The sequence below is a fragment of the Streptomyces sp. NRRL F-2664 genome (genome assembly GCF_000719345.1).
Taxonomy (GTDB): domain Bacteria; phylum Actinomycetota; class Actinomycetes; order Streptomycetales; family Streptomycetaceae; genus Streptomyces.
On the sequence record NZ_JOFX01000039.1, the window covers coordinates 140,128 to 166,087 of the forward strand.

The window sequence follows — 25,960 nt, forward strand, 5'->3', positions numbered from 1 at the left end:
CAACCATGGAAGCCAGGGCCCAGGCGCGGTACATCCGCGTCACGCCCATGAAGGCCCGCCGAGTGGTGGACCTCATCCGTGGCATGGATGCCACGGAGGCTCAGGCGGTCCTGCGTTTCGCCCCGCAGGCCGCGAGCGTGCCGGTCGGCAAGGTGCTGGACAGCGCCATTGCCAACGCCGCACACAACTACAACCACCCGGACGCCTCCACGCTGGTCATCAGCGAGGCGTACGTGGATGAGGGCCCGACCCTGAAGCGGTTCCGTCCGCGCGCCCAGGGCCGTGCCTACCGGATCCGCAAGCGGACCAGCCACATCACCGTGGTCGTCAGCAGCAAGGAAGGTTCCCGGTAATGGGCCAGAAGGTAAACCCGCACGGGTTCCGACTCGGCATCACCACGGACTTCAAGTCCCGCTGGTACGCCGACAAGCTGTACAAGGACTACGTCAAGGAAGACGTCGCCATCCGTCGGATGATGACGTCCGGCATGGAGCGCGCCGGCATCTCGAAGGTTGAGATCGAGCGCACCCGTGACCGCGTGCGTGTGGACATCCACACCGCCCGTCCTGGCATCGTCATCGGCCGCCGCGGCGCCGAGGCGGACCGCATCCGCGGTGACCTGGAGAAGCTGACCGGCAAGCAGGTCCAGCTCAACATCCTCGAGGTCAAGAACCCGGAGCTCGACGCTCAGCTGGTGGCCCAGGCCGTCGCCGAGCAGCTGTCCTCCCGCGTCTCCTTCCGCCGTGCCATGCGCAAGAGCATGCAGGGCACCATGAAGGCCGGCGCCAAGGGCATCAAGATCCAGTGTGGTGGCCGTCTCGGCGGCGCCGAGATGTCCCGGTCCGAGTTCTACCGCGAGGGTCGTGTGCCGCTGCACACGCTGCGCGCGAACGTGGACTACGGCTTCTTCGAGGCCAAGACCACCTTCGGCCGCATCGGCGTGAAGGTCTGGATCTACAAGGGCGACGTCAAGAACATCGCCGAGGTTCGCGCCGAGAACGCTGCGGCCCGTGCGGGTAACCGCCCGGCCCGCGGTGCCGGCGCTGGCGACCGTCCCGCCGGCCGTGGTGGCCGTGGTGGCGAGCGCGGCGGCCGTGGTGGCCGCAAGCCGCAGCAGGCTGCTGGTGCCGAGGCCCCCAAGGCCGACGCTCCCGCCGCCGCTCCGGCCGAGAGCACCGGAACGGAGGCCTGACCGACATGCTGATCCCTCGTAGGGTCAAGCACCGCAAGCAGCACCACCCGAAGCGCCGCGGTATGGCCAAGGGCGGTACTGAGGTCTCGTTCGGCGAGTACGGCATCCAGGCGCTGACCCCCGCCTACGTGACGAACCGCCAGATCGAGGCGGCTCGTATCGCGATGACCCGCCACATCAAGCGTGGTGGCAAGGTCTGGATCAACATCTACCCGGACCGCCCGCTCACGAAGAAGCCTGCCGAGACCCGCATGGGTTCCGGTAAGGGTTCCCCGGAGTGGTGGATCGCGAACGTGCACCCGGGTCGGGTCATGTTCGAACTGTCCTACCCGAACGAGAAGATTGCGCGTGAGGCTCTGACTCGTGCGGCCCACAAGCTGCCGATGAAGTGCCGGATCGTCAAGCGCGAGGCAGGTGAGTCGTGATGGCGGCCGGTACCAAGGCGTCGGAACTGCGCGAGCTCGGCAACGAGGAGCTCGTTGCCAAGCTGCGTGAGGCCAAGGAAGAGCTGTTCAAGCTCCGTTTCCAGGCGGCCACGGGTCAGCTGGAGAACAACGGCCGGCTCAAGGCCGTCCGCAAGGACATCGCCCGGATCTACACCCTGATGCACGAGCGTGAGCTCGGCATCGAGACGGTGGAGAGCGCCTGATGAGCGAGAACAACGTGACTGAGAACAAGACCGAGCGCGGTTTCCGCAAGACCCGTGAGGGTCTGGTCGTCAGCGACAAGATGGACAAGACCGTCGTCGTCGCCGTCGAGGACCGCGTGAAGCACGCCCTGTACGGCAAGGTCATCCGCCGTACGAACAAGCTCAAGGCGCACGACGAGCAGAACGCTGCCGGCGTCGGCGACCGCGTCCTCATCATGGAGACGCGTCCGCTGTCGGCGAGCAAGCGCTGGCGCATCGTCGAGATCCTCGAGAAGGCCAAGTAAGCACCTGAGGGGTTTCCCTCGGGTTCGTTCCGCCAGGCTCGGTCGGGGCTCCGCTCACAGCAGTGAAGCCCCGGCCGGGAACCGGCAGACAAACAGGAGATAGACGTGATCCAGCAGGAGTCGCGACTGCGTGTCGCCGACAACACTGGTGCCAAGGAGATCCTTTGCATCCGTGTTCTCGGTGGCTCCGGTCGCCGCTACGCGGGCATCGGTGACGTCATCGTCGCCACCGTCAAGGACGCGATCCCCGGTGGCAACGTGAAGAAGGGTGACGTCGTCAAGGCGGTCATCGTTCGCACCGTCAAGGAGCGCCGCCGCCAGGACGGCTCGTACATCCGCTTCGACGAGAACGCCGCCGTCATTCTGAAGAACGACGGCGACCCTCGCGGCACCCGTATCTTCGGCCCCGTCGGCCGTGAGCTGCGCGAGAAGAAGTTCATGAAGATCATCTCGCTCGCGCCGGAGGTGCTGTAAGCATGAAGATCAAGAAGGGCGACCTGGTCCAGGTCATCACCGGTAAGGACAAGGGCAAGCAGGGCAAGGTCATCGTCGCCTTCCCCGCGGAGAACCGCGTCCTCGTCGAGGGTGTCAACCGGGTCAAGAAGCACACCAAGGCCGGCCAGAACCAGGCGGGCGGCATCGTGATCACCGAGGCTCCGGTGCACGTGTCCAACGTCCAGCTGGTCGTGGAGAAGGACGGCAAGAAGGTCGTCACCCGCGTCGGTTACCGCTTCGACGACGAGGGCAACAAGATCCGCGTTGCCAAGCGCACGGGTGAGGACATCTGATGGCTACCACTCCGCGTCTGAAGACGAAGTACCGCGAGGAGATCGCGGGCAAGCTGCGTGAGGAGTTCTCCTACGAGAACGTCATGCAGATCCCCGGCCTCGTCAAGATCGTCGTGAACATGGGTGTCGGCGACGCCGCCCGTGACTCGAAGCTGATCGACGGTGCCATCCGCGACCTGACGACGATCACCGGTCAGAAGCCGGCCGTCACGAAGGCCCGCAAGTCCATCGCGCAGTTCAAGCTGCGCGAGGGTCAGCCGATCGGCTGCCACGTCACCCTCCGTGGTGACCGTATGTGGGAGTTCCTGGACCGTACGCTGTCGCTCGCGCTGCCGCGTATCCGTGACTTCCGTGGTCTGTCGCCGAAGCAGTTCGACGGCCGTGGCAACTACACCTTCGGTCTCACGGAGCAGGTCATGTTCCACGAGATCGACCAGGACAAGATCGACCGTACCCGGGGTATGGACATCACCGTGGTCACCACGGCGACCAACGACGCTGAGGGCCGCGCGCTCCTTCGTCACCTCGGCTTCCCCTTCAAGGAGGCGTAAGCGAGATGGCGAAGAAGGCTCTCATCGCGAAGGCTGCCCGTAAGCCCAAGTTCGGTGTGCGTGCGTACACCCGCTGCCAGCGCTGCGGTCGCCCCCACTCCGTGTACCGCAAGTTCGGCCTCTGCCGCGTGTGCCTCCGTGAGATGGCTCACCGTGGCGAGCTGCCGGGCGTGACCAAGAGCTCCTGGTAATCCCCACGCCCTTTGGGTGTTGAGGTTTTCCAGACGCTCTCGGTAAGCATCAGGTCGGCGGACCGCCCTGCCCGCATGCCGTAGGCTTGTGGGGTTGGGCGTCCGCCGCCCTATCGACTTACTACGCCGTAGGTCCCCGTGCCGCACCCGTCCCGCCACCGAGCGGGGAGAGGGATGGCGCATACAGGAAACCCCGGCGAGAGAGGCCGAAGGCCACTTCATGACCATGACTGACCCCATCGCAGACATGCTCACGCGTCTGCGTAACGCTAACTCGGCGTACCACGACACCGTCGTGATGCCGCACAGCAAGATCAAGTCGCACATCGCGGAGATCCTCAAGCAGGAGGGTTTCATCACCGGCTGGAAGGTCGAGGACGCCGAGGTCGGCAAGAACCTCGTCCTCGAGCTGAAGTTCGGGCCGAACCGTGAGCGCTCCATCGCGGGCATCAAGCGGATCTCGAAGCCCGGTCTGCGCGTGTACGCGAAGTCCACCAACCTGCCGAAGGTCCTCGGCGGCCTGGGCGTGGCGATCATCTCCACGTCCCACGGTCTCCTGACCGGCCAGCAGGCAGGCAAGAAGGGCGTAGGTGGGGAAGTCCTCGCCTACGTCTGGTAGTCGGGAACGGAGGAAAAGCAATGTCGCGAATCGGCAAGCTCCCCATCCAGGTTCCCGCCGGTGTGGACGTCACCATCGATGGCCAGACGGTCAACGTGAAGGGCCCCAAGGGTTCCCTCGCGCACACCGTCAAGGCGCCCATCGCAGTTGTCAAGGACGAGGACGGCGTTCTGAACGTCACCCGTCCGAACGACGAGCGTCAGAACAAGGCCCTGCACGGCCTGTCCCGCACGCTGGTGGCGAACATGATCACCGGTGTGACCACGGGATACGTCAAGGCTCTCGAGATCAGCGGTGTCGGCTACCGCGTGGCCGCGAAGGGCTCCGACCTGGAGTTCCAGCTCGGCTACAGCCACCCGATCCTGGTGGAGGCGCCCGAGGGCATCTCCTTCAAGGTCGAGTCGCCGACGAAGTTCTCGGTCGAGGGCATCGACAAGCAGAAGGTCGGCGAGGTCGCCGCCAACATCCGCAAGCTGCGGAAGCCCGACCCGTACAAGGCCAAGGGTGTCAAGTACGCCGGCGAGGTCATCCGCCGCAAGGTCGGAAAGGCTGGTAAGTAGCCATGGCATACGGTGTGAAGATCGCCAAGGGCGACGCGTACAAGCGCGCTGCCAAGGCTCGCCGCCACATCCGCATCCGCAAGAACGTCTCGGGTACGGCGGAGCGTCCGCGCCTCGTCGTGACGCGTTCCAACCGCAACATCGTTGCTCAGGTCATCGACGACCTCCAGGGCCACACCCTGGCGTCGGCGTCGACCCTGGACGCTTCGATCCGCGGTGGCGAAGGCGACAAGAGCGCCCAGGCCCAGGCTGTCGGCGCGCTCGTCGCCGAGCGTGCCAAGGCCGCGGGTGTCGAGACCGTCGTCTTTGACCGCGGTGGCAACCGATACGCCGGGCGCATTGCCGCTCTGGCTGACGCCGCCCGCGAAGCCGGGCTGAAGTTCTAAGCCCCGGTTCCGGGACTCACGGACGTAACAGAGAGAGGTAATCCAATGGCTGGACCCCAGCGCCGCGGAAGCGGTGCCGGTGGCGGCGAGCGGCGGGACCGGAAGGGTCGCGACGGTGGCGCTGCCGCCGAGAAGACCGCTTACGTTGAGCGCGTTGTCGCGATCAACCGTGTCGCCAAGGTTGTCAAGGGTGGTCGTCGCTTCAGCTTCACCGCGCTCGTCGTGGTGGGTGACGGTGACGGCACCGTAGGTGTCGGTTACGGCAAGGCCAAGGAAGTTCCCGCGGCCATCGCCAAGGGCGTCGAGGAAGCCAAGAAGAACTTCTTCAAGGTTCCCCGCATCCAGGGCACCATCCCGCACCCGATCCAGGGCGAGAAGGCCGCGGGCGTCGTCCTGCTGAAGCCTGCTTCCCCCGGTACCGGTGTTATCGCCGGTGGCCCGGTGCGCGCCGTTCTGGAGTGCGCCGGCGTTCACGACATCCTGTCGAAGTCGCTCGGCTCCGACAACGCGATCAACATCGTGCACGCGACCGTGGAGGCCCTCAAGGGCCTGCAGCGTCCCGAGGAGATCGCGGCCCGCCGCGGTCTGCCGCTCGAGGACGTCGCCCCCGCGGCTCTTCTCCGTGCGCGTGCAGGGGCGGGTGTCTGATGGCCCGCCTCAAGATCACGCAGACGAAGTCGTACATCGGCAGCAAGCAGAACCACCGCGACACCCTGCGTTCGCTCGGGCTCAAGCGCCTGAACGACGTGGTCGTCAAGGAGGACCGCCCCGAGTTCCGCGGCATGGTGCACACCGTCCGCCACCTCGTGACGGTTGAGGAGGTTGACTAATCATGGCTGAGAACAGCCCGCTGAAGGCTCACAACCTCCGTCCCGCCCCCGGTGCCAAGACCGCGAAGACCCGTGTGGGTCGCGGTGAGGCGTCGAAGGGTAAGACGGCTGGTCGTGGTACGAAGGGTACGAAGGCCCGCTACCAGGTTCCGCAGCGCTTCGAGGGTGGGCAGATGCCCCTCCACATGCGCCTGCCGAAGCTGAAGGGCTTCAAGAACCCGTTCCGCACCGAGTTCCAGGTCGTCAACCTGGACAAGCTCGGTGCCCTCTACCCCGAGGGTGGAGAGGTCACGGTGGCCGACCTGGTCGCCAAGGGCGCGGTTCGCAAGAACAGCCTCGTCAAGGTCCTGGGCCAGGGCGAGCTCTCCGTGGCGCTGCAGGTTTCGGTTGACGCCGTCTCCGCATCCGCCAAGGAGAAGATCACCGCTGCCGGCGGTACCGTCACCGAGCTCGTCTAAGACGATTTCGGTGGCTGAATAGCTCAAAACCCGACCGGGGGTGCCTCACATATGGGGCATCCCCGGTTGGTCGTTCCACGGGGGGCACACTCGCCGGTAAGGTGGCGTGCACCATTGCTTTGTCGTATACGTCGATCCCTCAGACCGTCACCTCTGACGCAGTAGCGCGGGGGTCGCAGGAGGCACCGTGCTCACCGCGTTCGCCCGGGCGTTCAAGACGCCCGACCTGCGCAAGAAGCTGCTCTTCACGCTCGGCATCATCGTGCTGTTCCGGCTCGGGTCCCACGTCCCGGTCCCCGGCGTGAGCTACAAGAACGTACAGATCTGCGTGGAACAGGCCGGAAGCAGCAATGGTCTGTTCGGCCTCGTCAACATGTTCAGCGGCGGCGCGCTGCTGCAGATCACGATCTTTGCGCTCGGCATCATGCCGTACATCACGGCGAGCATCATTCTGCAGCTGCTGACCGTGGTCATCCCGAAGCTGGAGACCCTCAAGAAAGAGGGCCAGTCCGGCACGGCGAAGATCACTCAGTACACGCGCTATCTGACGGTCGCGCTCGCGATCCTGCAGGGCACCGGCCTCGTCGCCACCGCCCGCACCGGCGCCCTGTTCCAGGGCTGCCAGGTCGCCAGCCAGATCGTTCCCGACCGGTCGATCTTCACCACGGTCGTCATGGTCGTGACCATGACCGCCGGTACCTGCGTCGTCATGTGGCTCGGTGAGCTCATCACCGACCGCGGCATCGGCAACGGCATGTCGATCCTGATGTTCATCTCGATCGCCGCCGGCTTCATCGGCGCCCTCTGGCAGATCAAGCTCCAGGGCAAGATCGCCGACGGCTGGGTCGAGTTCGGCGTCGTCATGCTGGTCGGCCTCGCGATGGTCGGCCTGGTGGTCTTCGTCGAGCAGGCGCAGCGCCGGATCCCGGTCCAGTACGCGAAGCGCATGATCGGCCGCCGCGCGTACGGCGGCACCTCCACCTACATCCCGCTCAAGGTGAACCAGGCGGGCATCATCCCCGTCATCTTCGCCTCGTCGCTGCTCTACATCCCGGCGCTGGTCGTGCAGTTCAGCGGGTCCACCGCCGGCTGGGCCACCTGGATCCAGAAGCACTTCGTCAAGGGCGACCACCCGTACTACATCGCGGTCTACTTCCTCCTGATCGTCTTCTTCGCGTTCTTCTACGTGGCGATCTCGTTCAACCCCGAGGAAGTTGCAGACAACATGAAGAAGTATGGTGGGTTCATCCCGGGTATCCGCGCCGGTCGACCCACCGCCGAGTACCTGAGCTACGTACTCAACCGGATCACCTGGCCGGGGTCGCTGTACCTGGGTCTCATCGCTCTTGTGCCGACGATGGCGTTGGCCGGCTTCGGAGCGAACCAGAACTTCCCGTTCGGCGGGACGAGCATCCTCATCATCGTGGGTGTGGGTCTGGAAACCGTGAAGCAGATCGAGAGCCAGCTCCAGCAGCGTAATTACGAAGGGTTCCTCCGCTGATGCGAATCGTCCTCGTCGGACCGCCCGGTGCGGGCAAGGGAACGCAGGCCGCGTTCCTTGCCAAGAACCTGTCGATCCCGCACATCTCCACGGGCGACCTGTTCCGGGCCAACATCAGCCAGGGCACCGAGCTGGGCAAGCAGGCGAAGGCGTTCATGGACGCCGGCGACCTGGTCCCCGACGAGGTGACCATCGGTATGGCGAAGGACCGGATGGAGCAGCCCGACGCCGTGCACGGCTTCCTGCTCGACGGCTTCCCGCGCAACGTCTCGCAGGCCGAGGCGCTCGACGTGATGCTCCAGGCCGCGGGCATGAAGCTGGACGCCGTCCTCGACCTGGAGGTCGAGGAGGACGAGGTGGTCAAGCGCATCGCCGGCCGCCGGATCTGCCGCAACGACTCCGCGCACGTCTTCCACGTGACGTACGCCCCGCCGAGGGCCGAGGGTGTCTGCGACACCTGCGGCGGCGAGCTGTACCAGCGCGGCGACGACTCCGAGGACACGGTCCGCAACCGGCTGGAGGTCTACCACACGCAGACCGAGCCGATCATCGACTACTACAAGGCCCAGGGCCTGCTGGTGACCATCCCGGCCCTCGGCGAGGTGTCGGACGTCACGAAGCGCGCCATGGACGCCCTTCAGAAGTAGTCACCCCTTGGTGTGCAGGTACGGCCGCGGTGTCCCCTCGGGGCACCGCGGCCGTCTGCATGGCGCGCCCCGGCACCACATCAGCCGATAATTGAGCAACCACGGCGGACAGCGACCACGTCCGCGAGAGCGGCGGCGGTTCAGCCGCAGAAAACGGAAGGCACGCCCACATGGTGCAGATCAAGACCCCCGAGCAGATCGCGAAGATGCGCGAGGCGGGGCTGGTCGTCGCAGCGATCCATGCGGCGACCCGTGAGGCGGCCGTGCCGGGCGCCACGACGCGGGATCTGGACATGGTGGCCCGCAAGGTCATCGCGGACGCCGGGGCGAAGTCGAACTTCCTCGGCTACGGCGGTTTCCCCGCGACGATCTGCACCTCGGTGAACGAGGTCGTCGTCCACGGCATCCCGGACGACAAGACCGTCCTCAAGGACGGCGACATCATCTCGATCGACGCCGGTGCGATCGTGGACGGCTGGCACGGCGACGCGGCGTACACCGCCTTCGTCGGCACCGGTCACGCGCCCGAGCTGGTGGAGCTGTCCCGGGTGACGGAGGAGTCCATGTGGGCGGGCATCGCCGCCATGAAGGCGGGCAACCGCCTGGTGGACATCTCCAAGGCGATCGAGACGTACATCAAGCGCCAGCCCCGCCCGGCGACCGGTGACCACAGCCGCGGCAAGTTCGGAATCATCGAGGACTACGGCGGCCACGGCATCGGGTCCGAGATGCACATGGACCCCCACCTGCTCAACTACGTCTCGCGCAAGCGGGGCAAAGGGATCAAGCTGGTTCCGGGCGTCTGCCTGGCGATCGAGCCGATGGTCTCCCTCGGCACCGCCCAGACGGAGGTCCTCTCGGACGACTGGACCGTCATCACGACGGACGGGACCTGGTCCTCCCACTGGGAACACTCGGTCGCGCTGACGGAGGCCGGTCCGATCGTCCTGACCAGCCCGGACTGCGGCAGGGCGAAGCTGGCGGAGTACGGGGTCACCACGGCCCCGGACCCCCTCGGTTAATGATCTAGACTCTGGGGCAAACTTTCCGGATTCGTCTTTCTGGGTGCCCTGACGTAGACTGACTCGTCGGCTCTCGTGCACTTCCATGTCCGCATGGTGCATGGAGCCGATCAAGGTAGCCGATTCGAAAGGCGAAGCGTGGCCAAGAAGCAAGGTGCCATCGAGATCGAGGGCACCGTGATCGAGTCCCTCCCGAACGCCATGTTCAAGGTGGAACTTCAGAACGGTCACAAGGTCCTCGCGCACATCAGCGGGAAGATGCGCATGCACTACATCCGCATCCTTCCCGATGACCGGGTCGTCGTGGAGCTCTCTCCCTACGACCTGACGCGTGGCCGGATCGTCTACCGATACAAGTAGATCTTGCTCTCACTCCTGCCTGGGCGTCCGTCCCGGTGCGGGTGGTGGCACTGACCCGGAGAACCTCACCCACATGAAGGTCAAGCCGAGCGTCAAGAAGATCTGCGACAAGTGCAAGGTGATCCGCCGTCACGGCCGGGTCATGGTCATCTGCGACAACCTGCGCCACAAGCAGCGCCAGGGCTGACGCACGCCGACCGACCTGCCTTAACGCAGTTCTTCGCGCGACGTAAGAAAACGTACATACGCAGAACCCGCCCAGCCCCTCACCGGGCCGGCGGCACCTCCGGCGGGGGCCGGGGACCCGGACGTACCACCACCCGGCACGGGTGGTCGGCGGTCGGGATCGGTTCTGTGGAAGACCCCCGAACACACAGGAGCCATTGAATGGCACGCGTTTCCGGTGTTGACATCCCGCGCGAAAAGCGTGTGGAGATCGCACTCACCTACGTCTTCGGTATCGGGCGCACCCGGTCCAAGGAGATCCTCGCCTCCACCGGCGTGAACCCGAACACCCGCGTTCGTGACCTGGCCGAAGAGGACCTCGTCAAGATCCGCGAGTACGTGGACGCCAACCTCCGTACCGAGGGTGACCTCCGCCGCGAGATCCAGGGCGACATCCGCCGCAAGATCGAGATCCAGTGCTACCAGGGCATCCGCCACCGTCGCGGCCTCCCGGTGCACGGTCAGCGCACCAGCACGAACGCGCGTACCCGCAAGGGCCCGCGTCGCGCGATCGCCGGTAAGAAGAAGCCGGGCAAGAAGTAGTCCTGTTCAGCGGTCTTGCGCTGTAGGACCGACCACCTCCCGTAGGAGATTTAGATGCCCCCCAAGGGTCGTCAGGGCGCTGCCAAGAAGGTGCGCCGCAAGGAAAAGAAGAACGTCGCTCACGGGCACGCCCACATCAAGAGCACGTTCAACAACACCATCGTTTCGATCACGGACCCGTCCGGCAACGTGATCTCCTGGGCCTCCGCCGGCCACGTCGGCTTCAAGGGCTCGCGCAAGTCCACCCCCTTCGCCGCGCAGATGGCCGCCGAGTCGGCCGCCCGCCGCGCGCAGGAGCACGGCATGCGCAAGGTCGACGTCTTCGTCAAGGGTCCCGGCTCCGGCCGTGAGACCGCGATCCGCTCCCTCCAGGCCACCGGCCTCGAGGTCGGCTCGATCCAGGACGTCACCCCCACCCCGCACAACGGCTGCCGCCCGCCGAAGCGCCGCCGCGTCTGACGCAGCGGACGCACCTGTGCGTTCTTGAGTGTCCGGGCGGTACGACCCCTTCGGGGGACGTGCCGCCCGTACCCTTGCAGTAGCCGTACCCCCGGGTACGGCCCCCGTCGGGCGTCAAATAGTGGGCGTCCACGAATGAAGGAACACAGACATGCTTATCGCTCAGCGTCCGTCGCTGACCGAAGAGGTCGTTGACGAGTACCGCTCGCGCTTCGTGATCGAGCCGCTGGAGCCGGGCTTCGGCTACACCCTCGGCAACTCCCTGCGCCGTACCCTCCTGTCCTCCATCCCGGGTGCCGCTGTCACCAGCATCCGCGTGGACGGCGTCCTGCACGAGTTCACCACCGTGCCGGGCGTCAAGGAAGACGTCACGGACATCATCCTCAACATCAAGCAGCTGGTCGTCTCCTCGGAGCACGACGAGCCGGTCGTGATGTACCTGCGCAAGCAGGGCCCCGGCCTGGTCACCGCCGCGGACATCGCGCCCCCGGCCGGTGTCGAGGTGCACAACCCGGACCTCGTCCTCGCCACGCTCAACGGCAAGGGCAAGCTGGAGATGGAGCTGACCGTCGAGCGCGGTCGCGGCTACGTCTCCGCCGTCCAGAACAAGCAGCTGGGCCAGGAGATCGGCCGCATCCCGGTCGACTCCATCTACAGCCCGGTCCTCAAGGTCACCTACAAGGTCGAGGCGACCCGAGTCGAGCAGCGCACCGACTTCGACAAGCTGATCGTCGACGTCGAGACCAAGCAGGCCATGCGCCCGCGCGACGCCATGGCGTCCGCCGGCAAGACCCTGGTCGAGCTGTTCGGTCTGGCCCGCGAGCTCAACATCGACGCCGAGGGCATCGACATGGGCCCGTCCCCGACGGACGCCGCCCTGGCCGCCGACCTGGCGCTGCCGATCGAGGAGCTGGAGCTCACCGTTCGGTCGTACAACTGCCTCAAGCGCGAGGGCATCCACTCCGTGGGTGAGCTCGTCGCCCGCTCCGAGGCCGACCTGCTCGACATCCGCAACTTCGGTGCGAAGTCGATCGACGAGGTCAAGGCGAAGCTGGCCGGCATGGGCCTGGCCCTCAAGGACAGCCCGCCCGGATTCGACCCGACCGCCGCCGCCGACGCCTTCGGCGCCGACGACGACGCGGACGCCGGTTTCGTCGAGACCGAGCAGTACTGAGAAAGCTTGCGGGGGGCCCCGCCCCCCGCACCCACCCTCTCGCGACCGCCTGAGGGAACTGACACCGGTACCTGACACGGCCGGTGCAGATATGAAGGAGTAACAATGCCGCGTCCCGCAAAGGGTGCCCGCCTGGGCGGCTCCGCCGCACACGAGAAGCACCTCCTCGCGAACCTCGCGAAGGCGCTCTTCGAGCACGGCCGCATCACCACCACCGAGGCCAAGGCCCGCCGCCTGCGTCCCTACGCCGAGCGTCTGGTCACCAAGGCCAAGAAGGGCGACATCCACAACCGTCGCCTGGTGCTGCAGACGATCACGGACAAGAGCATCGTGCACACGCTGTTCACCGAGATCGCCCCGCGCTACGAGAACCGCCCCGGTGGTTACACGCGCATCACCAAGATCGGCAACCGTCGTGGCGACAACGCCCCGATGGCCGTGATCGAGCTCGTCGAGGCCCTGACGGTCGCCCAGCAGGCCACCGGTGAGGCCGAGGCCGCCACCAAGCGCGCGGTCAAGGAGGCGGAGGCCAAGGCCGAGGCCACCGAGACCGAGGCTCCGGCCGAGGAGACCAAGGAGGCCTGATCCCGCCAAGGGATCGAGCTTGCTTGACCGGCTCTGAACGGGCCCGCCCCCTTCCGGGGCGGGCCCGTTCTGCATATGGGTGATTCTGAGAGGATCGGTCGCGTGAGTGACGAGGTGGAGCCCGGGCACGTCCGGGTACGGCTGGACCTGAGCTACGACGGCAAGGACTTCTCCGGCTGGGCGAAGCAGCGCACGCTGCGGACCGTCCAGGGAGAGCTGGAGAGCGCCCTGCAGACCGTGATGCGGCTGAAGGAGCCGGTCGAGCTGACCGTGGCCGGGCGTACCGACGCGGGCGTGCACGCCCGCGGGCAGGTCGCGCAGTTCGACCTCGCCGAGGACGTGTGGGCCGAGCACCACGACAAGCTGCTGCGCCGCCTCGCCGGCCGGCTGCCGCACGACGTACGGGTGTGGAGGGTCGCCGAGGCCCCCGAGGGCTTCAACGCGCGCTTCTCCGCCATCTGGCGCCGCTACGCCTACCGCGTCGGCGACCACCAGGGCGGAGTGGACCCGCTGCGCCGGGGCCACGTGCTCTGGCACCAGTGGCCCCTCGACGTGGCCGCCATGAACGAGGCGGCCACCGCGCTGCTGGGCGAGCACGACTTCGCCGCCTACTGCAAGAAGCGCGAGGGCGCCACGACCATCCGCACGCTCCAGCAGCTCAGCTGGGAGCGCGCCGAGGACGGCATCGTCACCGCGACCGTCCGCGCCGACGCCTTCTGCCACAACATGGTCCGCTCCCTCGTGGGCGCCCTGCTGCACGTCGGCGACGGTCACCGGCCCGTCGACTGGCCCGGCAAGGTGCTCGCGGCCGGCGTACGGGACTCCTCGGTCCACGTGGTCAAGCCGCACGGGCTGACCCTGGAGGAGGTCGGCTACCCGGCCGACGAGCTGCTCGCCGCCCGCAGCAGGCAGGCGCGCAACATGCGGACCCTGCCGGGCGCCGGCTGCTGCTGAGCAGAGGCAAATGGTTTGGGCGGATCGCGCGCCGACCGGGACAATGCCCGGCATGGGACACCTCGAAGCCAGCCATCTGGAGTACTACCTTCCCGACGGGCGGGTACTGCTCCCCGACGTCTCCTTCCGTGTGGGGGAGGGGGCGGTGGTCGCCCTGGTCGGGGCGAACGGCGCCGGGAAGACCACCCTGCTGAAGCTGATCTCCGGGGAGCTCCAGCCGCACGGCGGCGGCGTGACCATCAGCGGCGGCCTCGGCGTGATGTCCCAGTTCGTGGGTTCCGTGCGGGACGAGACGACCGTACGGGACCTGCTGGTCTCGGTGGCCCAGCCGCGGATCCGCGAGGCGGCGAAGGCCGTCGACCGGGCCGAGCACCTGATCATGACGGTCGACGACGAGGCCGCGCAGATGGCCTACGCCCAGGCCCTCAGCGACTGGGCCGACGTGCAGGGGTACGAGGCGGAGACGCTGTGGGACGTCTGCACCATGGCCGCGCTCGGCATCCCGTACGACTCCGCCCAGTTCCGGGAGGTGCGCTCGCTCTCCGGCGGTGAGCAGAAACGGCTGGTGCTGGAGGCGCTGCTGCGCGGGCCGGACGAGGTGCTGCTGCTCGACGAGCCGGACAACTACCTCGACGTCCCGGGCAAGCGCTGGCTGGAGGAGCAGCTGCGGGCGACCCGCAAGACGGTCCTCTTCGTCTCCCACGACCGGGAGCTGCTGACCCAGGCCGCCGAGAAGATCATCAGCCTGGAGGCGAGCCCGACCGGCTCCGACGTCTGGGTGCACGGCGCGGGCTTCGGCACCTACCACGAGGCCCGCAGGGAGCGCTTCGCCCGCTTCGAGGAGCTCAAGCGGCGCTGGGACGAGGAGCACGCCCGGCTGAAGGCCCTGGTGCTGCGGCTGCGCAACCAGGCCGCGAGCAGCCCGGACATGGCCTCCCGCTACCGGGCGATGCAGACCCGCTTCCAGAAGTTCGAGGAGGCCGGCCCGCCGCCGGAGCCGCCCCGGGAGCAGGACATCAGAATGCGGCTCAAGGGCGGTCGTACCGGTGTGCGCGCCCTGACCGTGGAGAACCTGGAACTCACCGGGCTGATGAAGCCCTTCTCCCTGGAAATCTTCTACGGGGAGCGGGTCGCGGTCCTCGGTTCCAACGGCTCCGGCAAGTCGCACTTCCTGCGGCTGCTGGCGGGCGAGGACGTCCAGCACACCGGCGACTGGAAGCTGGGCGCACGGGTGGTCCCGGGCCACTTCGCACAGACCCACGCCCATCCGGAGCTGTTCGGCCGCACCCTCGTCGAGATCCTGTGGACGGAGGCGGCCAAGCCCCTGGGGCAGGCGATGGGGGCTTTGCGCCGCTACGAGCTGGAGCGCCAGGCGGAGCAGCCGTTCGAGAAGCTTTCGGGCGGTCAGCAGGCGCGTTTCCAGATCCTGCTGCTGGAGCTGGCGGGCACCACCGCGCTGCTGCTGGACGAGCCCACCGACAACCTCGACCTGGAGTCCGCGGAGGCCCTGCAGGACGGTCTGGAGTCCTATGAGGGGACCGTGCTGTGCGTCACGCACGACCGATGGTTCGCGCGCACATTTGACCGTTACCTGGTCTTCGGTTCGGACGGTGTTGTGCGGGAGACTCAGGAGCCCGTCTGGGACGAACGCAGGGTCGAACGCAAGCGCTAGCGGAGAGGGAGGGGCGTCGTGGGCCTGAGGCCTGGCATCCGGCTCATGAGGTGGGAGGCGCCGAGGTCCTGGGACCGGCCGGTGGACTGGCTGCTGAGGCCGGCCCCCCGGTCCTTGCAGGTGGTCTCGCTCGCGGTGCTCCTCGGGATCTGCGTCTCCACGAGCCTGCGGGCGAACTGGGGCTCCGACAACGCCTTCGTCGTCAAAGCGGCGCAGACCCTGCTGGAGGGCGGGTCCCCGTACGAGGACAAGCGCTTCCTCTACCTGCCCAGCGCCGTGCTCATGGCGGTGCCGGAGGCGCTGGTGCCGCGCGGGGTGCTGCGCTGGATCCTCCCGGTCGGGATGTCGGGACTGCTGGGCATCGGCTGGCTGGCGGCGCTGCGGCTGTTCTCGGTGCCGCTGCGCTCGCGCTTCGCGGTCGGCGTCCTCGCCGTGTTCGCCCTCGCCTACAAGCCGTACGTGAACCTGGTGCTGATCGGCAACTGGACGGCGATCTCGGCGGCCGCGCTGCCCGTGGCGCTGCTGCTCGCGCACCGGGGGTCGTGGGGGAGGGCGGGGCTGGTGGTGGGGCTGGCCATTGCGTGCAAGCCCATGCTGGTGCCGATCGGGCTGCTGTTCCTGCTGGCCCGCCAGTGGCGGGGACTGGCCGCGCTGGTGCTGGTGCCGCTGGCGATCTCACTGGCCGGGGCGCTGATGATGCCCAGTCCGTCGCTGTTCTTCACCAAGACCCTGCCGTTCCTGCTCCAGGGGCAGGACGCGTACGCGCTGCCCTGGGACGCCTCGCCGATCGCGGTGCTGCCCCGGCTGGGGGTGCCGCAGCCGCTCGCGGTGCTGGTGGCCTTCGCGGGGGCCGCGGTGGGGCTGTGGGCGGCCCGCGTGCGCTGGCGGCGTCCCGAGGGGGACGGGGACGGCGGTGAGCTGCGGCTCGTGGAGACCGCCTGCATGGTGATGCTCGCCGCATTCCTGGTGTCGCGGCCGTCCTTCGACCACTACCTCCTCGTGGTGCTGCCGCTGCTGCTGGCGTCGGTGGTTCGGAGGGGCTCGACGGCCCGTTCGCCCTGGTTCTGGCTGGCCCTGACGCCGCAGCTGGCCCTGGTCCCGTGGCCGTCGGAGCTGGCCCACAAACGGCGTGCGTTCAAGGACTGCGCCACCCTGTGCGGGCTCGCGATCCTGCTGGCGCGTCGTGCGCTGCGCTCCGGTCGGGTTATTCTGGAGCCCGTAACAACTGCGGGGTCCCCACCCAGGACCGAACCGGAGTGCGCCGCGACGCCAGCAGAATCGGCATCGCGGACCGCGTTTTGACCCGTACGGGTCTGCTTGGGTATCCTGCTGGTTTGTTATGCGTATTGGCTCTCATTCTCACGTGAAAGGGCCTTGCGCCGGTCCACCGGACCGATGACCAGCAGTTGGCCGCTCACACGGGTTGCGTCCCCGGAGCGAGCGAGGGCTGTCGTGATCGTCCGTGGTGACCCTGTCAGGACCCTTCCCGTGGGGCTAGCGCCCTTTGGGACGACCCACCACTGAAGAAGCGAAGGCATACGCGTGCGTACGTTCAGCCCCAAGCCCGGCGACATCTCGCGCCAGTGGCTCGTCATCGACGCCCAGGACGTTGTCCTCGGCCGTCTGGCGACCCAGGCCGCCACCCTCCTCAAGGGCAAGCACAAGCCGACCTACGCCCCCCACATGGACATGGGCGACTTCGTCATCATCATCAACGCCGACAAGGTGCACCTGTCCGGCAACAAGGCCTCCCAGAAGATGGCCTACCGCCACTCCGGCTTCCCGGGCGGTCTGCGCTCCGTGCGCTACGACGACCTGCTGGCGAACAACCCGGAGAAGGCCGTCGAGAAGGCTGTCAAGGGCATGCTCCCCAAGAACTCCCTGGGCCGTCAGATGCTCTCGAAGCTGAAGGTCTACTCGGGCGACCAGCACCCCCACGCTGCGCAGCAGCCGGTGCCGTTCGAGATCACCCAGGTCGCGCAGTAGTTCCGGCCACCCCCTAAGTCACAGAGAATTCTGAGGAGCATCGTGGCCGAGACCACCGCCGAGACCCCCGTCGACGAGTTCGAGGGCGTCGAGGAGTACACCACCGAGTCCGAGGTCGTCGTCGAGGGCGACTACACCTCCGAGTCCCTTGCCGGTCGCTTCGGCGACCCCCAGCCGGCTGCCGGCCTGGGCCGTCGCAAGAACGCCATCGCCCGCGTCCGGATCGTTCCGGGCACCGGCAAGTGGAAGATCAACGGTCGCACCCTTGAGGACTACTTCCCCAACAAGGTGCACCAGCAGGAAGTCAACGAGCCCTTCAAGCTCCTGGAGCTCGACGGCCGCTACGACGTCATCGCCCGCATCTCGGGTGGCGGCGTCTCCGGTCAGGCCGGCGCCCTGCGCCTCGGCGTGGCCCGCGCGCTGAACGAGGCGGACGTGGACAACAACCGCCCGGCGCTGAAGAAGGCCGGCTTCCTCTCCCGCGACGACCGTGCGGTCGAGCGCAAGAAGGCCGGTCTCAAGAAGGCCCGTAAGGCTCCGCAGTACAGCAAGCGCTAATCTGCGCCTGCTGTTCTGCAACGAAACCGCCCCGGCAGCACTCTCTGTGCTGCCGGGGCGGTTCGTTTACCGCCACAAGCGGCACATACCTGACACAAGCGGTCATACGCGAAGCGCAAACTCGGGAGGACAACAGTGGGACGACTCTTCGGGACGGACGGTGTACGCGGCGTCGCCAACGCGGATCTGACGGCGGAGCTCGCGCTCGGCCTCTCCGTGGCGGCTGCCCACGTACTCGCCGAGGCGGGCACCTTCGAAGGCCACCGGGCGACCGCCGTGGTCGGCCGGGACCCGCGGGCCTCCGGTGAATTCCTCGAGGCCGCGGTCGTGGCCGGCCTCGCGAGCGCGGGCGTGGACGTCCTGCGCGTCGGTGTGCTGCCCACCCCGGCGGTGGCGTATCTCACCGGTGCGCTGGGTGCCGACCTCGGCGTGATGCTCTCCGCCAGCCACAACGCCATGCCCGACAACGGCATCAAGTTCTTCGCCCGCGGCGGCCACAAGCTCGCCGACGAGCTGGAGGACCGCATCGAGTCCGTCTACGAGGAGCACCGCACCGGCGCCCCCTGGGACCGTCCCACCGGCGCCGGCGTCGGCCGGGTCTCGGACTACACCGAGGGCTTCGAGAAGTACGTCTCCCACCTCATCGGGGTCCTCCCCAACCGCCTCGACGGCCTGAAGATTGTCCTGGACGAGGCGCACGGCGCGGCCGCCTACGTCTCGCCCGAGGCGTTCGCCCGGGCCGGCGCCGAGATCATCACGATCGGCGCCGAGCCGGACGGCCTGAACATCAACGCCGGCTGCGGCTCCACCCACCTCGACCTGCTCAAGGCGGCCGTGGTCGAGCACGGCGCCGACCTCGGCGTCGCGCACGACGGGGACGCGGACCGCTGCCTGGCGGTGGACGGCAGCGGCGCCGAGGTCGACGGCGACCAGATCCTCGCGGTGCTGGCCCTGGCCATGCGCGAGGCCGGCCAGCTGCGCGAGAACACCGTGGTCGGGACCGTCATGTCCAACCTGGGCTTCAAGCTGGCCATGGAGGCCGAGGGCATCCAGGTCGTGCAGACCGCGGTCGGCGACCGGTACGTGCTGGAGTCGATGAAGGAGCACGGCTACGCGCTGGGCGGCGAGCAGTCCGGCCACGTGATCATCCTCGACCACGCGACCACCGGCGACGGCACGCTCACCGGCCTGCTGCTCGCGGCCCGGGTCGCGGCCACCGGCAGGTCCCTGGCCGAGCTGGCGGGCGTCATGCAGCGGCTGCCGCAGGTCCTGATCAACGTCCCGGACGTGGACAAGTCCCGTGTCGGCACGTCCGCCGAGCTGGCGACGGCGGTGGCCGACGCGGAGCGGGAGCTGGGCACCACCGGCCGGGTGCTGCTGCGTCCGTCCGGTACGGAGCCGCTCGTACGGGTGATGGTCGAGGCCGCCGACATCGAGCAGGCCCGCGCCGTCGCGGGCCGGCTCGCGGACGCCGTGAAATCGGCGCTCGGCTAGAAGGCACCCGCTCCAGGCCTGCGTGGCGCACCCGGTTTCCGGATCACCCGGTTCTGCGGGGTGCGCCACAGCAGTTTCCAGCAGACGAGGGTGAGGGTCCCGGCGAGGATGATGCCGGCCAGGTTGAGTGCCAGCTGGATGCCCGAGCCCCACATCTGGCCGAGGTCGCCGTAGCTCAGCGCGACGGCGGCGTTGGCGGCCGCCGGCACGGTGGTGACGGAGATCGCCACGCCCACCAGGGCGCCCGCCTTCGCCGATGTCAGCGACAGCATGCCGGCCACGCCGGCGAGCAGCGCGACGACGAAGGAGAACGGGTCGGGCTGCCAGATGAAGCTGGTGTTCGGCCGGTCGTTCTCCAGCATGTGCTCGTGGAACAGGCCGAGCGCGTCCATCACCAGGCTGAACGCGGTCGTCGTCACGATCGCGGCGGTGAAACCGACCACCAGCGCGATGAGGGAACGCCAGGCGAGCCGGGGCCTGCGCTGCACGAGGCCGGTGCAGACACCGGCGAGCGGACCGAACTCGGGGCCGACGGCCATGGCGCCCACGATGAGGACGGCGTTGTCGAGCACGACACCGCAGGCCGCGATCATCGTCGCGATGACCATGAAGGCGGCGTAGGTGATGGTGAGGGTGGACTCCTCGTGCGTCGACTCGGCCAGCTGTTCCCACACCACCGCGTCGGCGGCCTCGCCCGGAGCCTCCTTCTCCGCCTCGTCGGCGCGCCGGGAGATCGACAGGTCGATGTTCTCCACGGCGATCGAACCGGTCCGGTCGATGCCGAGCGCGCGCACCTCCTGGAGCAGCTCGTCGGCCGACTCGCGGGCCACGTCGCACAGCACGAGATCGCCCGCGGGGTCGCGGGCGGCGCCCGCGAGGACGACCAGGTGCGCGGTGCCGACGGTCCGGTCGATCAGCTCCACCACCTGCTCGGTCAGGTGGTGCGGGGTGATCATCCGTAGATGCAGCATCCCCGCACCCTAGCCACTACAGCTTGCGCAGGCTGAGCTTCTGCACCTTGTGGTCCGGGCCCTTGCGCACCACGAGGGTGGCGCGGCCGCGGGTGGGCGCCACGTTCTCCAGGAGGTTGGGCCTGTTGATCGTCCGCCACATCGTCCGCGCGTACTCCATGGCCTCCTCCTCGGAGACCTGCGTGTACTTGCGGAAGTACGAGAAGGGGTTCTGGAAGGCGGTCCCGCGCAGCTTGCGGAAGCGGTTGAGGTACCAGCGCTCGATGTCCTCGGCGCGGGCGTCCACGTACACGCTGAAGTCGAAGTAGTCGGCGAGGGCGACGCGGGTGCGCCCGTCGGTGCCCGGCAGCGCCGGCTGGAGCACGTTGAGGCCCTCGACGATGAGGATGTCCGGGCGGCGTACGACGAGTTCCTCGCCCGGCACGATGTCGTAGATCAGGTGCGAGTAGACCGGGGCCCGCACCTCGTCCTTGCCGGCCTTGATGTCGGCGACGAAACGGGTCAGCGCGCGGCGGTCGTAGGACTCGGGGAAGCCCTTGCGGGAGGTGAGCCCGCGCCGCTGCAGCTCCTTCATCGGGTACAGGAAGCCGTCGGTGGTGACCAACTCCACCCGCGGGTGCTCGGGCCAGCGGGCGAGGAGGGCCTGGAGCAGGCGCGCCACGGTGGACTTGCCGACGGCGACCGAACCGGCGACGCCTATGACGAACGGGGTGCCGGCCTGGGCGCCGTGGCCGTTGCCGGCATCGCCGAGGAAGGTGTTGAGGGTGCCGCGCAGGTTGCTGGTGGCACCGACGTAGAGGTTCAGCAGGCGCGACAGCGGCAGGTAGACGTCGCGGACCTCGTCGAGGTCGATGACGTCGCCCAGACCGCGCAGGCGCTCCACCTCCTCGGCGGTGAGCGGCAGCGGCGTCCGCTCGCGCAGGGCGCTCCACTCGGCCCGCGTGAGGTCGACGTACGGGGAGACCTCCGGGCCCCGGCGGTGCGCGGGGCGCGGGTGCTGCCCCTCCCGGCCGGCGTGCTCCGTTGCACCCTCGGGCGTGTTGCTTCGTGGCGGCGAAGTGATCACACCGCCATTGTCGGGGCTCGGGGGCCGTCGTGGGTGGTGGGGTCGGTCACGTGGTGGAGGCCGGGACCGGCCCTCCCGTCTCGATTCGGGGCGATCGCGGTTTCGCTCGGATCACGATCCGCCCGCAGGTCAGGCACGCCGGTGGCGGGCGGGCGGGTGAAACGTAGAGTGCGGAGCGCGTCATTCCAGTTGATCGTTCCGCCGCTTTCCGGGAGCCCTCCTTGCCCACCGCCTCCGCCCGCCGCGCCCTCCTGGCGGCTTCCTGTGCGTCCCTGGCCCTGCTGGCCGCAGCCTGCGGCCCCTCGGGCGGCGGCGCGGCGCAGCAGGACGCGAAGCCGTCCGCGGCCGCACCGTCCCCCTCGCCCACGCCCGAGGTCAAGGCCCTCGCCGCCGCCGAGCTGGAGAAGCTCACACTGGCCGACGGGGACGTCCGCGACGTCAAGATCAGGAAGGCCGGGGCGGACGACGTGGCCACGGCCGCCGAGGTCACCACCGACAAGCCGCAGTGCATGCCGCTCGCCCAGGCGGGCGGCCTGGCCCCGACGGGCAAGGCGGTCACCACGACGGAGCGCATCGGCATCGGCAAGCCGTCCGACCCGGCCGATCCGATGAGTATCGCCGCGACGTCCGTGCAGCTCGCCTCCTACGACGGCAAGGGTGCCGAGGAGGCGCTCGCCTCGCTGAAGGCTGCCGGCCAGGCCTGCGGGGGCGGGTTCGTGACCACGGCGAAGGGGGAGAAGACCACGGTCAAGTCGGTCACGCCGTCGGCCGTGACCGCCGGCGACGAGGCCGCGGCCTGGGCGATCACCTCCGAGGACGAGGGCGAAGTGCTGCGCAGCCAGATGGTCGCCTTCCGCAAGGGCAACAACCTCGTCGTCGTCCACGCGGTCCGGTTCGACGCCAAGCCCGCCACCGCGCAGCCCTTCGTCGACGCCCAGCTGAAGAAGCTCGGCTGACAGGTCTCATGCAGGTCACGATGTGGGGCGGCCCGCGAAATGCGCGGGCCGCTGATCATCGGACCAGTAGATTGCTCCTACAGCAGTTCAGAGCCGCGCCCGGGCGACGGGTGCCGCTCCTGCGCGCCGTTTTCGTTGTTTGTGGGGGAGTCTTCTCGTGCGTAACGCTTTCGTCCGTCGTTCTGTCATGACCGCGTCCGCGCTGTCGCTGGCCGTGCTGGCCACCGCCTGCGGCTCCGACAAGGCCGACAAGGCCGACGCCAAGCCGTCCGATGCCGCCGCGACGTCGGCCGCCCCGGCCGCCAAGGGCAAGACCGACGCCGAGCTGGCCGCGCTCCTGCTGACCCAGGCCGAGGCGCCCAAGGACTCCGTCGTCAAGGCGCCCACCGCGGCCCAGCTCGCGGCCCTCACGGCCACGACCGACAAGGCCGAGTGCAAGCCGGTCGTCCAGGCCGCCTCGATGGCCCCCCAGGGCACCTCCACCGGTGTGGCCCGCACCCAGGTCGGGGGAACGTCCGGCAAGGCCGCCGACCCCAGCGCCTCGGAGGCGGACAAGCTCAAGGCCGGCCTGGAGATGCTCACCGGTGCCACGGGCACCTCCGTGACCCTGACGTCCTACGACGGCAAGGGCGCCGCGGAGGCTTTCGCCGCCTTCAAGACCGCGGGCACCGCCTGCGCCGGCGGCTACACGATGACGCAGGACGGCGAGACCGTGAAGGTCAACAAGGTCACGCCGGGCGAGGCCGTCGCGGCCGGCGACGAGGCAGCCTCGTTCCTCGCGGACTTCGGCGACGCGGAGGCCCCCATGGCCGCCCAGCTGATCGTGGTCCGCAAGGGCAACACCCTCGCCACGTTCTCCGTGCAGAACGTCGGCGGCAAGCCGGCGCTGCCGAAGGACGTCATCGACGCCCAGGTGAAGAAGCTCGGCTGAGGCGCCGCCCGACACACCGTCAACCCCGCTCCGGCCACCCGCCGGAGCGGGGTTTTCGTCTTGTTCGGCTACGGGGCAGACGGCCGGACGGGGCGTACGCTGCGCCCTATGTGCGGAATTGTGGGTTACGTGGGAGCGCAGTCTGCGCTCGATGTGGTCATCGCCGGACTCAAGCGACTGGAGTACCGCGGCTACGACTCGGCCGGCGTCGCCGTACTCGCCGACGGCGGCCTGGCCGCCGCCAAGAAGGCCGGCAAGCTCGTCAATCTGGAGAAGGAACTGGTCGCGCACCCGCTGCCGGCCGGTTCCACGGGACTCGGGCACACCCGGTGGGCGACCCACGGCGGACCCACCGACGCCAACGCCCACCCCCACCTCGACAATGCGGGGCGGGTCGCCGTCGTCCACAACGGCATCATCGAGAACTTCGCCGCGCTGCGGGCCGAACTCGCCGAGCGCGGACACCGGCTGGACTCCGAGACCGACACCGAGGTCGTCGCACACCTGCTCGCCGAGCACTTCTCCGCCACCGGCGACCTCGCCGAGGCCATGCGGCACGTGTGCCGCCGCCTCGACGGCGCGTTCACCCTGGTGGCCGTGCACGCCGACGAACCGGACGTGGTGGTCGGCGCCCGCCGCAACTCCCCCCTGGTGGTCGGCGTCGGCGAGGGCGAGAACTTCCTCGCCTCCGACGTGGCCGCGTTCATCGCCCACACGCGGTCCGCGATCGAGCTGGGCCAGGACCAGGTCGTCGAACTCCGCCGCGAAGGCGTCACGGTGACCCACTTCGACGGCTCGGTCGCCGAGGTGCGCGCCTACCACGTCGACTGGGACGCCTCCGCCGCCGAGAAGGGCGGATACGACTACTTCATGCTCAAGGAGATCGCCGAGCAGCCGAAGGCCGTCGCCGACACCCTCCTGGGCCGGATCGACGCCGGCGGCTCGCTGAGCCTGGACGAGGTCCGCATCCCCGCCTCGGTGCTCAGGGAGGTCGACAAGGTCGTCATCGTGGCGTGCGGCACCGCCTACCACGCCGGCATGATCGCGAAGCTGGCCATCGAACACTGGACCCGCATCCCGTGCGAGACGGAGCTGGCGAGCGAGTTCCGCTACCGCGACCCGATCCTCGACCAGCGGACGCTCGTGGTCGCCATCTCCCAGTCCGGCGAGACCATGGACACCCTGATGGCGCTGCGCCACGCACGCGAGCAGGGTGCCAAGGTACTGGCCATCTGCAACACCAACGGATCGACGATCCCCCGCGAGTCGGACGCCGTGCTCTACACGCACGCCGGCCCGGAGGTCGCCGTCGCCTCCACCAAGGCGTTCCTGACGCAGCTGGTGGCCTGCTACCTGGTCGCCCTCTACCTCGGGCAGGTCCGCGGCACCAAGTGGGGCGACGAGATCGAGGCCGTCGTCCGCGAACTGTCGGACATCGCCGCGGCCGTGGACACCGTCCTGGAGACCATGGAGCCGGTACGCCGGCTCGCGCGCTCCCTCGCCGACAAGGACACCGTGCTCTTCCTCGGACGGCACGTGGGCTACCCGGTGGCGCTGGAGGGCGCGCTCAAGCTCAAGGAGCTGGCGTACATGCACGCCGAGGGCTTCGCGGCGGGCGAACTCAAGCACGGACCGATCGCCCTCATCGAGAAGGACCTGCCGGTGGTGGTGGTCGTCCCCTCCCCGCGCGGCCGCTCCGTCCTCCACGACAAGATCGTGTCGAACATCCAGGAGATCCGGGCCCGCGGGGCACGGACCATCGTGATCGCCGAGGAGGGCGACGAAGCCGTCGTCCCGTACGCGGACCACCTGATCCGCATCCCGGCGACGCCCACGCTGCTGCAGCCGCTGGTGGCGACGGTGCCACTGCAGGTGTTCGCCTGCGAACTGGCCACCGCCCGCGGCAACGAGGTGGACCAGCCGCGTAACCTCGCTAAGTCCGTGACCGTGGAGTAGTCGGGTAGTGGGGTAGTCCTTGTGATTGTCGGCGTCGGGATCGATGTGGCGGAGATCGAACGGTTCGGCGCGGCGCTGGAGCGCACACCCGGCCTCGCCGGACGGCTGTTCGTCGAGGCCGAGTTGACGCTGCCGAGCGGCGAGCGGCGCGGGACCGCTTCGCTCGCTGCCCGCTTCGCCGCCAAGGAGGCGCTGGCCAAGGCGCTCGGCGCACCGGCCGGACTGCTGTGGACCGACGCCGAGGTCTACGTGGAGGACAGCGGACAGCCGCGGCTGCGGGTGTCGGGGACCGTCCGGGCACGGGCGCTGGCGCTGGGCGTGAAGTCCTGGCACATCTCGCTCAGCCACGACGCCGGTGTGGCCTCCGCCGTGGTGATCGCCGAGGGTTGATC

At 68.5% G+C, this 25,960-nt stretch carries 36 protein-coding genes; 34 read left to right on the forward strand and 2 right to left on the reverse strand.

Features of this window, described 5'->3' with window-relative positions; translation table 11 throughout:
- Positions 1-5 precede the first annotated feature (5 nt).
- From rplV to glmM, 30 genes are all read left to right on the forward strand, one after another.
- Positions 6-353, forward strand: a complete 348-nt coding sequence (rplV, locus tag IF89_RS0127915) for a 50S ribosomal protein L22 (protein WP_007265904.1) — start codon at positions 6-8, stop codon at positions 351-353.
- Positions 353-1,192: a 30S ribosomal protein S3 gene (rpsC, locus tag IF89_RS0127920; RefSeq protein ID WP_007265905.1), complete on the forward strand. Its 840-nt coding sequence runs from the start codon at positions 353-355 to the stop codon at positions 1,190-1,192. The genes rplV and rpsC overlap by 1 nt, the downstream gene beginning before the upstream one ends.
- Before the next feature lie 5 nt (positions 1,193-1,197).
- On the forward strand, positions 1,198-1,617 hold the full coding sequence (gene rplP / locus IF89_RS0127925) for a 50S ribosomal protein L16 (RefSeq protein WP_030653642.1): 420 nt from the start codon (positions 1,198-1,200) through the stop codon (positions 1,615-1,617).
- Positions 1,617-1,841, forward strand: coding sequence for a 50S ribosomal protein L29 (rpmC, locus tag IF89_RS0127930; RefSeq protein ID WP_030773828.1), 225 nt, complete (start codon positions 1,617-1,619; stop codon positions 1,839-1,841). The genes rplP and rpmC overlap by 1 nt, the downstream gene beginning before the upstream one ends.
- A complete protein-coding gene (gene rpsQ / locus IF89_RS0127935) occupies positions 1,841-2,125 on the forward strand; it encodes a 30S ribosomal protein S17 (RefSeq protein ID WP_030773830.1) in 285 nt (94 codons plus the stop codon). Before rpmC ends, rpsQ begins: the two co-directional genes overlap by 1 nt.
- A gap of 105 nt (positions 2,126-2,230) precedes the next feature.
- Positions 2,231-2,599, forward strand: coding sequence for a 50S ribosomal protein L14 (gene rplN / locus IF89_RS0127940; RefSeq protein WP_003956455.1), 369 nt, complete (start codon positions 2,231-2,233; stop codon positions 2,597-2,599).
- A gap of 2 nt (positions 2,600-2,601) precedes the next feature.
- Complete coding sequence (rplX, locus tag IF89_RS0127945) at positions 2,602-2,913, forward strand: 50S ribosomal protein L24 (protein WP_030026329.1); 312 nt, start codon at positions 2,602-2,604, stop codon at positions 2,911-2,913.
- Positions 2,913-3,464: a 50S ribosomal protein L5 gene (rplE, locus tag IF89_RS0127950; RefSeq protein WP_030026331.1), complete on the forward strand. Its 552-nt coding sequence runs from the start codon at positions 2,913-2,915 to the stop codon at positions 3,462-3,464. Before rplX ends, rplE begins: the two co-directional genes overlap by 1 nt.
- A 5-nt stretch (positions 3,465-3,469) precedes the next feature.
- Positions 3,470-3,655, forward strand: coding sequence for a type Z 30S ribosomal protein S14 (locus IF89_RS0127955; RefSeq protein WP_003956452.1), 186 nt, complete (start codon positions 3,470-3,472; stop codon positions 3,653-3,655).
- A 220-nt stretch (positions 3,656-3,875) separates the two neighbouring features.
- On the forward strand, positions 3,876-4,274 hold the full coding sequence (rpsH, locus tag IF89_RS0127960; RefSeq protein WP_007265911.1) for a 30S ribosomal protein S8: 399 nt from the start codon (positions 3,876-3,878) through the stop codon (positions 4,272-4,274).
- 20 nt (positions 4,275-4,294) lie between these two features.
- Positions 4,295-4,834, forward strand: a complete 540-nt coding sequence (rplF, locus tag IF89_RS0127965; RefSeq protein WP_030773832.1) for a 50S ribosomal protein L6 — start codon at positions 4,295-4,297, stop codon at positions 4,832-4,834.
- 2 nt (positions 4,835-4,836) lie between these two features.
- On the forward strand, positions 4,837-5,220 hold the full coding sequence (rplR, locus tag IF89_RS0127970) for a 50S ribosomal protein L18 (protein ID WP_030026334.1): 384 nt from the start codon (positions 4,837-4,839) through the stop codon (positions 5,218-5,220).
- Positions 5,221-5,265: 45 nt separating this feature from the next.
- Entirely contained in the window at positions 5,266-5,868 is a 603-nt protein-coding gene (gene rpsE, locus IF89_RS0127975) for a 30S ribosomal protein S5 (RefSeq protein WP_007265914.1), read from the forward strand.
- Positions 5,868-6,050 carry a 50S ribosomal protein L30 gene (gene rpmD / locus IF89_RS0127980; RefSeq protein ID WP_005313525.1) on the forward strand — a complete coding sequence of 61 codons (183 nt, stop codon included), beginning with the start codon at positions 5,868-5,870 and terminating at the stop codon, positions 6,048-6,050. The genes rpsE and rpmD overlap by 1 nt, the downstream gene beginning before the upstream one ends.
- A 2-nt stretch (positions 6,051-6,052) precedes the next feature.
- Positions 6,053-6,508 carry a 50S ribosomal protein L15 gene (rplO, locus tag IF89_RS0127985; protein ID WP_030773835.1) on the forward strand — a complete coding sequence of 152 codons (456 nt, stop codon included), beginning with the start codon at positions 6,053-6,055 and terminating at the stop codon, positions 6,506-6,508.
- Between the two features lie 187 nt (positions 6,509-6,695).
- Positions 6,696-8,009 carry a preprotein translocase subunit SecY gene (gene secY, locus IF89_RS0127990; RefSeq protein ID WP_030026339.1) on the forward strand — a complete coding sequence of 438 codons (1,314 nt, stop codon included), beginning with the start codon at positions 6,696-6,698 and terminating at the stop codon, positions 8,007-8,009.
- Entirely contained in the window at positions 8,009-8,656 is a 648-nt protein-coding gene (locus IF89_RS0127995) for an adenylate kinase (protein WP_030773837.1), read from the forward strand. Before secY ends, IF89_RS0127995 begins: the two co-directional genes overlap by 1 nt.
- Positions 8,657-8,826: 170 nt before the next feature.
- Entirely contained in the window at positions 8,827-9,678 is an 852-nt protein-coding gene (gene map, locus IF89_RS0128000; RefSeq protein WP_030773839.1) for a type I methionyl aminopeptidase, read from the forward strand.
- Positions 9,679-9,816: 138 nt separating this feature from the next.
- Positions 9,817-10,038, forward strand: a complete 222-nt coding sequence (gene infA / locus IF89_RS0128005) for a translation initiation factor IF-1 (protein WP_003956442.1) — start codon at positions 9,817-9,819, stop codon at positions 10,036-10,038.
- A gap of 73 nt (positions 10,039-10,111) precedes the next feature.
- Positions 10,112-10,225, forward strand: coding sequence for a 50S ribosomal protein L36 (gene rpmJ, locus IF89_RS0128010; protein WP_003956441.1), 114 nt, complete (start codon positions 10,112-10,114; stop codon positions 10,223-10,225).
- A 200-nt stretch (positions 10,226-10,425) separates the two neighbouring features.
- A complete protein-coding gene (gene rpsM / locus IF89_RS0128015; RefSeq protein ID WP_007265919.1) occupies positions 10,426-10,806 on the forward strand; it encodes a 30S ribosomal protein S13 in 381 nt (126 codons plus the stop codon).
- 54 nt (positions 10,807-10,860) lie between these two features.
- Complete coding sequence (gene rpsK, locus IF89_RS0128020) at positions 10,861-11,265, forward strand: 30S ribosomal protein S11 (RefSeq protein ID WP_003956432.1); 405 nt, start codon at positions 10,861-10,863, stop codon at positions 11,263-11,265.
- Positions 11,266-11,416: 151 nt separating this feature from the next.
- Positions 11,417-12,439, forward strand: a complete 1,023-nt coding sequence (locus tag IF89_RS0128025; protein WP_007265920.1) for a DNA-directed RNA polymerase subunit alpha — start codon at positions 11,417-11,419, stop codon at positions 12,437-12,439.
- Positions 12,440-12,544: 105 nt separating this feature from the next.
- Positions 12,545-13,024, forward strand: coding sequence for a 50S ribosomal protein L17 (gene rplQ / locus IF89_RS0128030; protein ID WP_030773841.1), 480 nt, complete (start codon positions 12,545-12,547; stop codon positions 13,022-13,024).
- A gap of 102 nt (positions 13,025-13,126) precedes the next feature.
- Positions 13,127-13,978, forward strand: a complete 852-nt coding sequence (gene truA / locus IF89_RS0128035; RefSeq protein ID WP_030773843.1) for a tRNA pseudouridine(38-40) synthase TruA — start codon at positions 13,127-13,129, stop codon at positions 13,976-13,978.
- A 43-nt stretch (positions 13,979-14,021) separates the two neighbouring features.
- Positions 14,022-15,650: an ABC-F family ATP-binding cassette domain-containing protein gene (locus IF89_RS0128040; protein ID WP_078628565.1), complete on the forward strand. Its 1,629-nt coding sequence runs from the start codon at positions 14,022-14,024 to the stop codon at positions 15,648-15,650.
- A gap of 18 nt (positions 15,651-15,668) precedes the next feature.
- Positions 15,669-16,952: a glycosyltransferase family 87 protein gene (locus IF89_RS0128045; protein ID WP_234327890.1), complete on the forward strand. Its 1,284-nt coding sequence runs from the start codon at positions 15,669-15,671 to the stop codon at positions 16,950-16,952.
- 240 nt (positions 16,953-17,192) lie between these two features.
- Positions 17,193-17,636, forward strand: a complete 444-nt coding sequence (gene rplM, locus IF89_RS0128050; protein WP_030773854.1) for a 50S ribosomal protein L13 — start codon at positions 17,193-17,195, stop codon at positions 17,634-17,636.
- Between the two features lie 42 nt (positions 17,637-17,678).
- Positions 17,679-18,194 carry a 30S ribosomal protein S9 gene (gene rpsI / locus IF89_RS0128055; protein WP_030773858.1) on the forward strand — a complete coding sequence of 172 codons (516 nt, stop codon included), beginning with the start codon at positions 17,679-17,681 and terminating at the stop codon, positions 18,192-18,194.
- Between the two features lie 135 nt (positions 18,195-18,329).
- Positions 18,330-19,688 carry a phosphoglucosamine mutase gene (gene glmM / locus IF89_RS0128060; RefSeq protein ID WP_030773861.1) on the forward strand — a complete coding sequence of 453 codons (1,359 nt, stop codon included), beginning with the start codon at positions 18,330-18,332 and terminating at the stop codon, positions 19,686-19,688.
- Here glmM and IF89_RS0128065 read toward each other — a convergent pair.
- Both IF89_RS0128065 and coaA read right to left on the reverse strand, forming a co-directional pair.
- On the reverse strand, positions 19,685-20,659 hold the full coding sequence (locus tag IF89_RS0128065; protein ID WP_030773864.1) for a DUF389 domain-containing protein: 975 nt from the start codon (positions 20,657-20,659) through the stop codon (positions 19,685-19,687). The genes glmM and IF89_RS0128065 overlap by 4 nt on opposite strands.
- A gap of 16 nt (positions 20,660-20,675) precedes the next feature.
- Positions 20,676-21,725, reverse strand: a complete 1,050-nt coding sequence (coaA, locus tag IF89_RS0128070; protein ID WP_030773867.1) for a type I pantothenate kinase — start codon at positions 21,723-21,725, stop codon at positions 20,676-20,678.
- Positions 21,726-21,946: 221 nt separating this feature from the next.
- Between coaA and IF89_RS0128075 the strand changes: the two genes are divergently transcribed.
- From IF89_RS0128075 to IF89_RS0128090, 4 genes are all read left to right on the forward strand, one after another.
- Positions 21,947-22,681 (forward strand): sensor domain-containing protein, encoded by a 735-nt coding sequence (locus IF89_RS0128075; protein ID WP_051807719.1) that lies wholly within the window; start codon positions 21,947-21,949, stop codon positions 22,679-22,681.
- A gap of 187 nt (positions 22,682-22,868) precedes the next feature.
- Positions 22,869-23,612, forward strand: coding sequence for a hypothetical protein (locus IF89_RS0128080; protein ID WP_043194481.1), 744 nt, complete (start codon positions 22,869-22,871; stop codon positions 23,610-23,612).
- Positions 23,613-23,720: 108 nt separating this feature from the next.
- Positions 23,721-25,568: a glutamine--fructose-6-phosphate transaminase (isomerizing) gene (gene glmS / locus IF89_RS0128085; protein WP_030773876.1), complete on the forward strand. Its 1,848-nt coding sequence runs from the start codon at positions 23,721-23,723 to the stop codon at positions 25,566-25,568.
- A gap of 21 nt (positions 25,569-25,589) precedes the next feature.
- Complete coding sequence (locus tag IF89_RS0128090) at positions 25,590-25,958, forward strand: holo-ACP synthase (RefSeq protein ID WP_030773879.1); 369 nt, start codon at positions 25,590-25,592, stop codon at positions 25,956-25,958.
- Positions 25,959-25,960: the final 2 nt, after the last annotated feature.

Excerpts from the sequence above, each read along its gene's own strand:
- rplV (WP_007265904.1), top strand. The coding sequence starts at position 6 with ATGGAAGCCAGGGCCCAGGCGCGGTACATCCGCGTCACGCCCATGAAG.
- rpsC (WP_007265905.1), top strand. The coding sequence starts at position 353 with ATGGGCCAGAAGGTAAACCCGCACGGGTTCCGACTCGGCATCACCACG.
- rplP (WP_030653642.1), top strand. The coding sequence starts at position 1,198 with ATGCTGATCCCTCGTAGGGTCAAGCACCGCAAGCAGCACCACCCGAAG.
- rpmC (WP_030773828.1), top strand. The coding sequence starts at position 1,617 with ATGGCGGCCGGTACCAAGGCGTCGGAACTGCGCGAGCTCGGCAACGAG.
- rpsQ (WP_030773830.1), top strand. The coding sequence starts at position 1,841 with ATGAGCGAGAACAACGTGACTGAGAACAAGACCGAGCGCGGTTTCCGC.
- rplX (WP_030026329.1), top strand. The coding sequence starts at position 2,602 with ATGAAGATCAAGAAGGGCGACCTGGTCCAGGTCATCACCGGTAAGGAC.
- rplE (WP_030026331.1), top strand. The coding sequence starts at position 2,913 with ATGGCTACCACTCCGCGTCTGAAGACGAAGTACCGCGAGGAGATCGCG.
- IF89_RS0127955 (WP_003956452.1), top strand. The coding sequence starts at position 3,470 with ATGGCGAAGAAGGCTCTCATCGCGAAGGCTGCCCGTAAGCCCAAGTTC.
- rpsH (WP_007265911.1), top strand. The coding sequence starts at position 3,876 with ATGACCATGACTGACCCCATCGCAGACATGCTCACGCGTCTGCGTAAC.
- rplF (WP_030773832.1), top strand. The coding sequence starts at position 4,295 with ATGTCGCGAATCGGCAAGCTCCCCATCCAGGTTCCCGCCGGTGTGGAC.
- rplR (WP_030026334.1), top strand. The coding sequence starts at position 4,837 with ATGGCATACGGTGTGAAGATCGCCAAGGGCGACGCGTACAAGCGCGCT.
- rpsE (WP_007265914.1), top strand. The coding sequence starts at position 5,266 with ATGGCTGGACCCCAGCGCCGCGGAAGCGGTGCCGGTGGCGGCGAGCGG.
- rpmD (WP_005313525.1), top strand. The coding sequence starts at position 5,868 with ATGGCCCGCCTCAAGATCACGCAGACGAAGTCGTACATCGGCAGCAAG.
- rplO (WP_030773835.1), top strand. The coding sequence starts at position 6,053 with ATGGCTGAGAACAGCCCGCTGAAGGCTCACAACCTCCGTCCCGCCCCC.
- IF89_RS0127995 (WP_030773837.1), top strand. The coding sequence starts at position 8,009 with ATGCGAATCGTCCTCGTCGGACCGCCCGGTGCGGGCAAGGGAACGCAG.
- map (WP_030773839.1), top strand. The coding sequence starts at position 8,827 with ATGGTGCAGATCAAGACCCCCGAGCAGATCGCGAAGATGCGCGAGGCG.
- rpmJ (WP_003956441.1), top strand. The coding sequence starts at position 10,112 with ATGAAGGTCAAGCCGAGCGTCAAGAAGATCTGCGACAAGTGCAAGGTG.
- rpsM (WP_007265919.1), top strand. The coding sequence starts at position 10,426 with ATGGCACGCGTTTCCGGTGTTGACATCCCGCGCGAAAAGCGTGTGGAG.
- rpsK (WP_003956432.1), top strand. The coding sequence starts at position 10,861 with ATGCCCCCCAAGGGTCGTCAGGGCGCTGCCAAGAAGGTGCGCCGCAAG.
- IF89_RS0128025 (WP_007265920.1), top strand. The coding sequence starts at position 11,417 with ATGCTTATCGCTCAGCGTCCGTCGCTGACCGAAGAGGTCGTTGACGAG.
- rplQ (WP_030773841.1), top strand. The coding sequence starts at position 12,545 with ATGCCGCGTCCCGCAAAGGGTGCCCGCCTGGGCGGCTCCGCCGCACAC.
- IF89_RS0128040 (WP_078628565.1), top strand. The coding sequence starts at position 14,022 with ATGCCCGGCATGGGACACCTCGAAGCCAGCCATCTGGAGTACTACCTT.
- IF89_RS0128065 (WP_030773864.1), bottom strand. The coding sequence starts at position 20,659 with ATGCTGCATCTACGGATGATCACCCCGCACCACCTGACCGAGCAGGTG.
- IF89_RS0128080 (WP_043194481.1), top strand. The coding sequence starts at position 22,869 with ATGACCGCGTCCGCGCTGTCGCTGGCCGTGCTGGCCACCGCCTGCGGC.
- glmS (WP_030773876.1), top strand. The coding sequence starts at position 23,721 with ATGTGCGGAATTGTGGGTTACGTGGGAGCGCAGTCTGCGCTCGATGTG.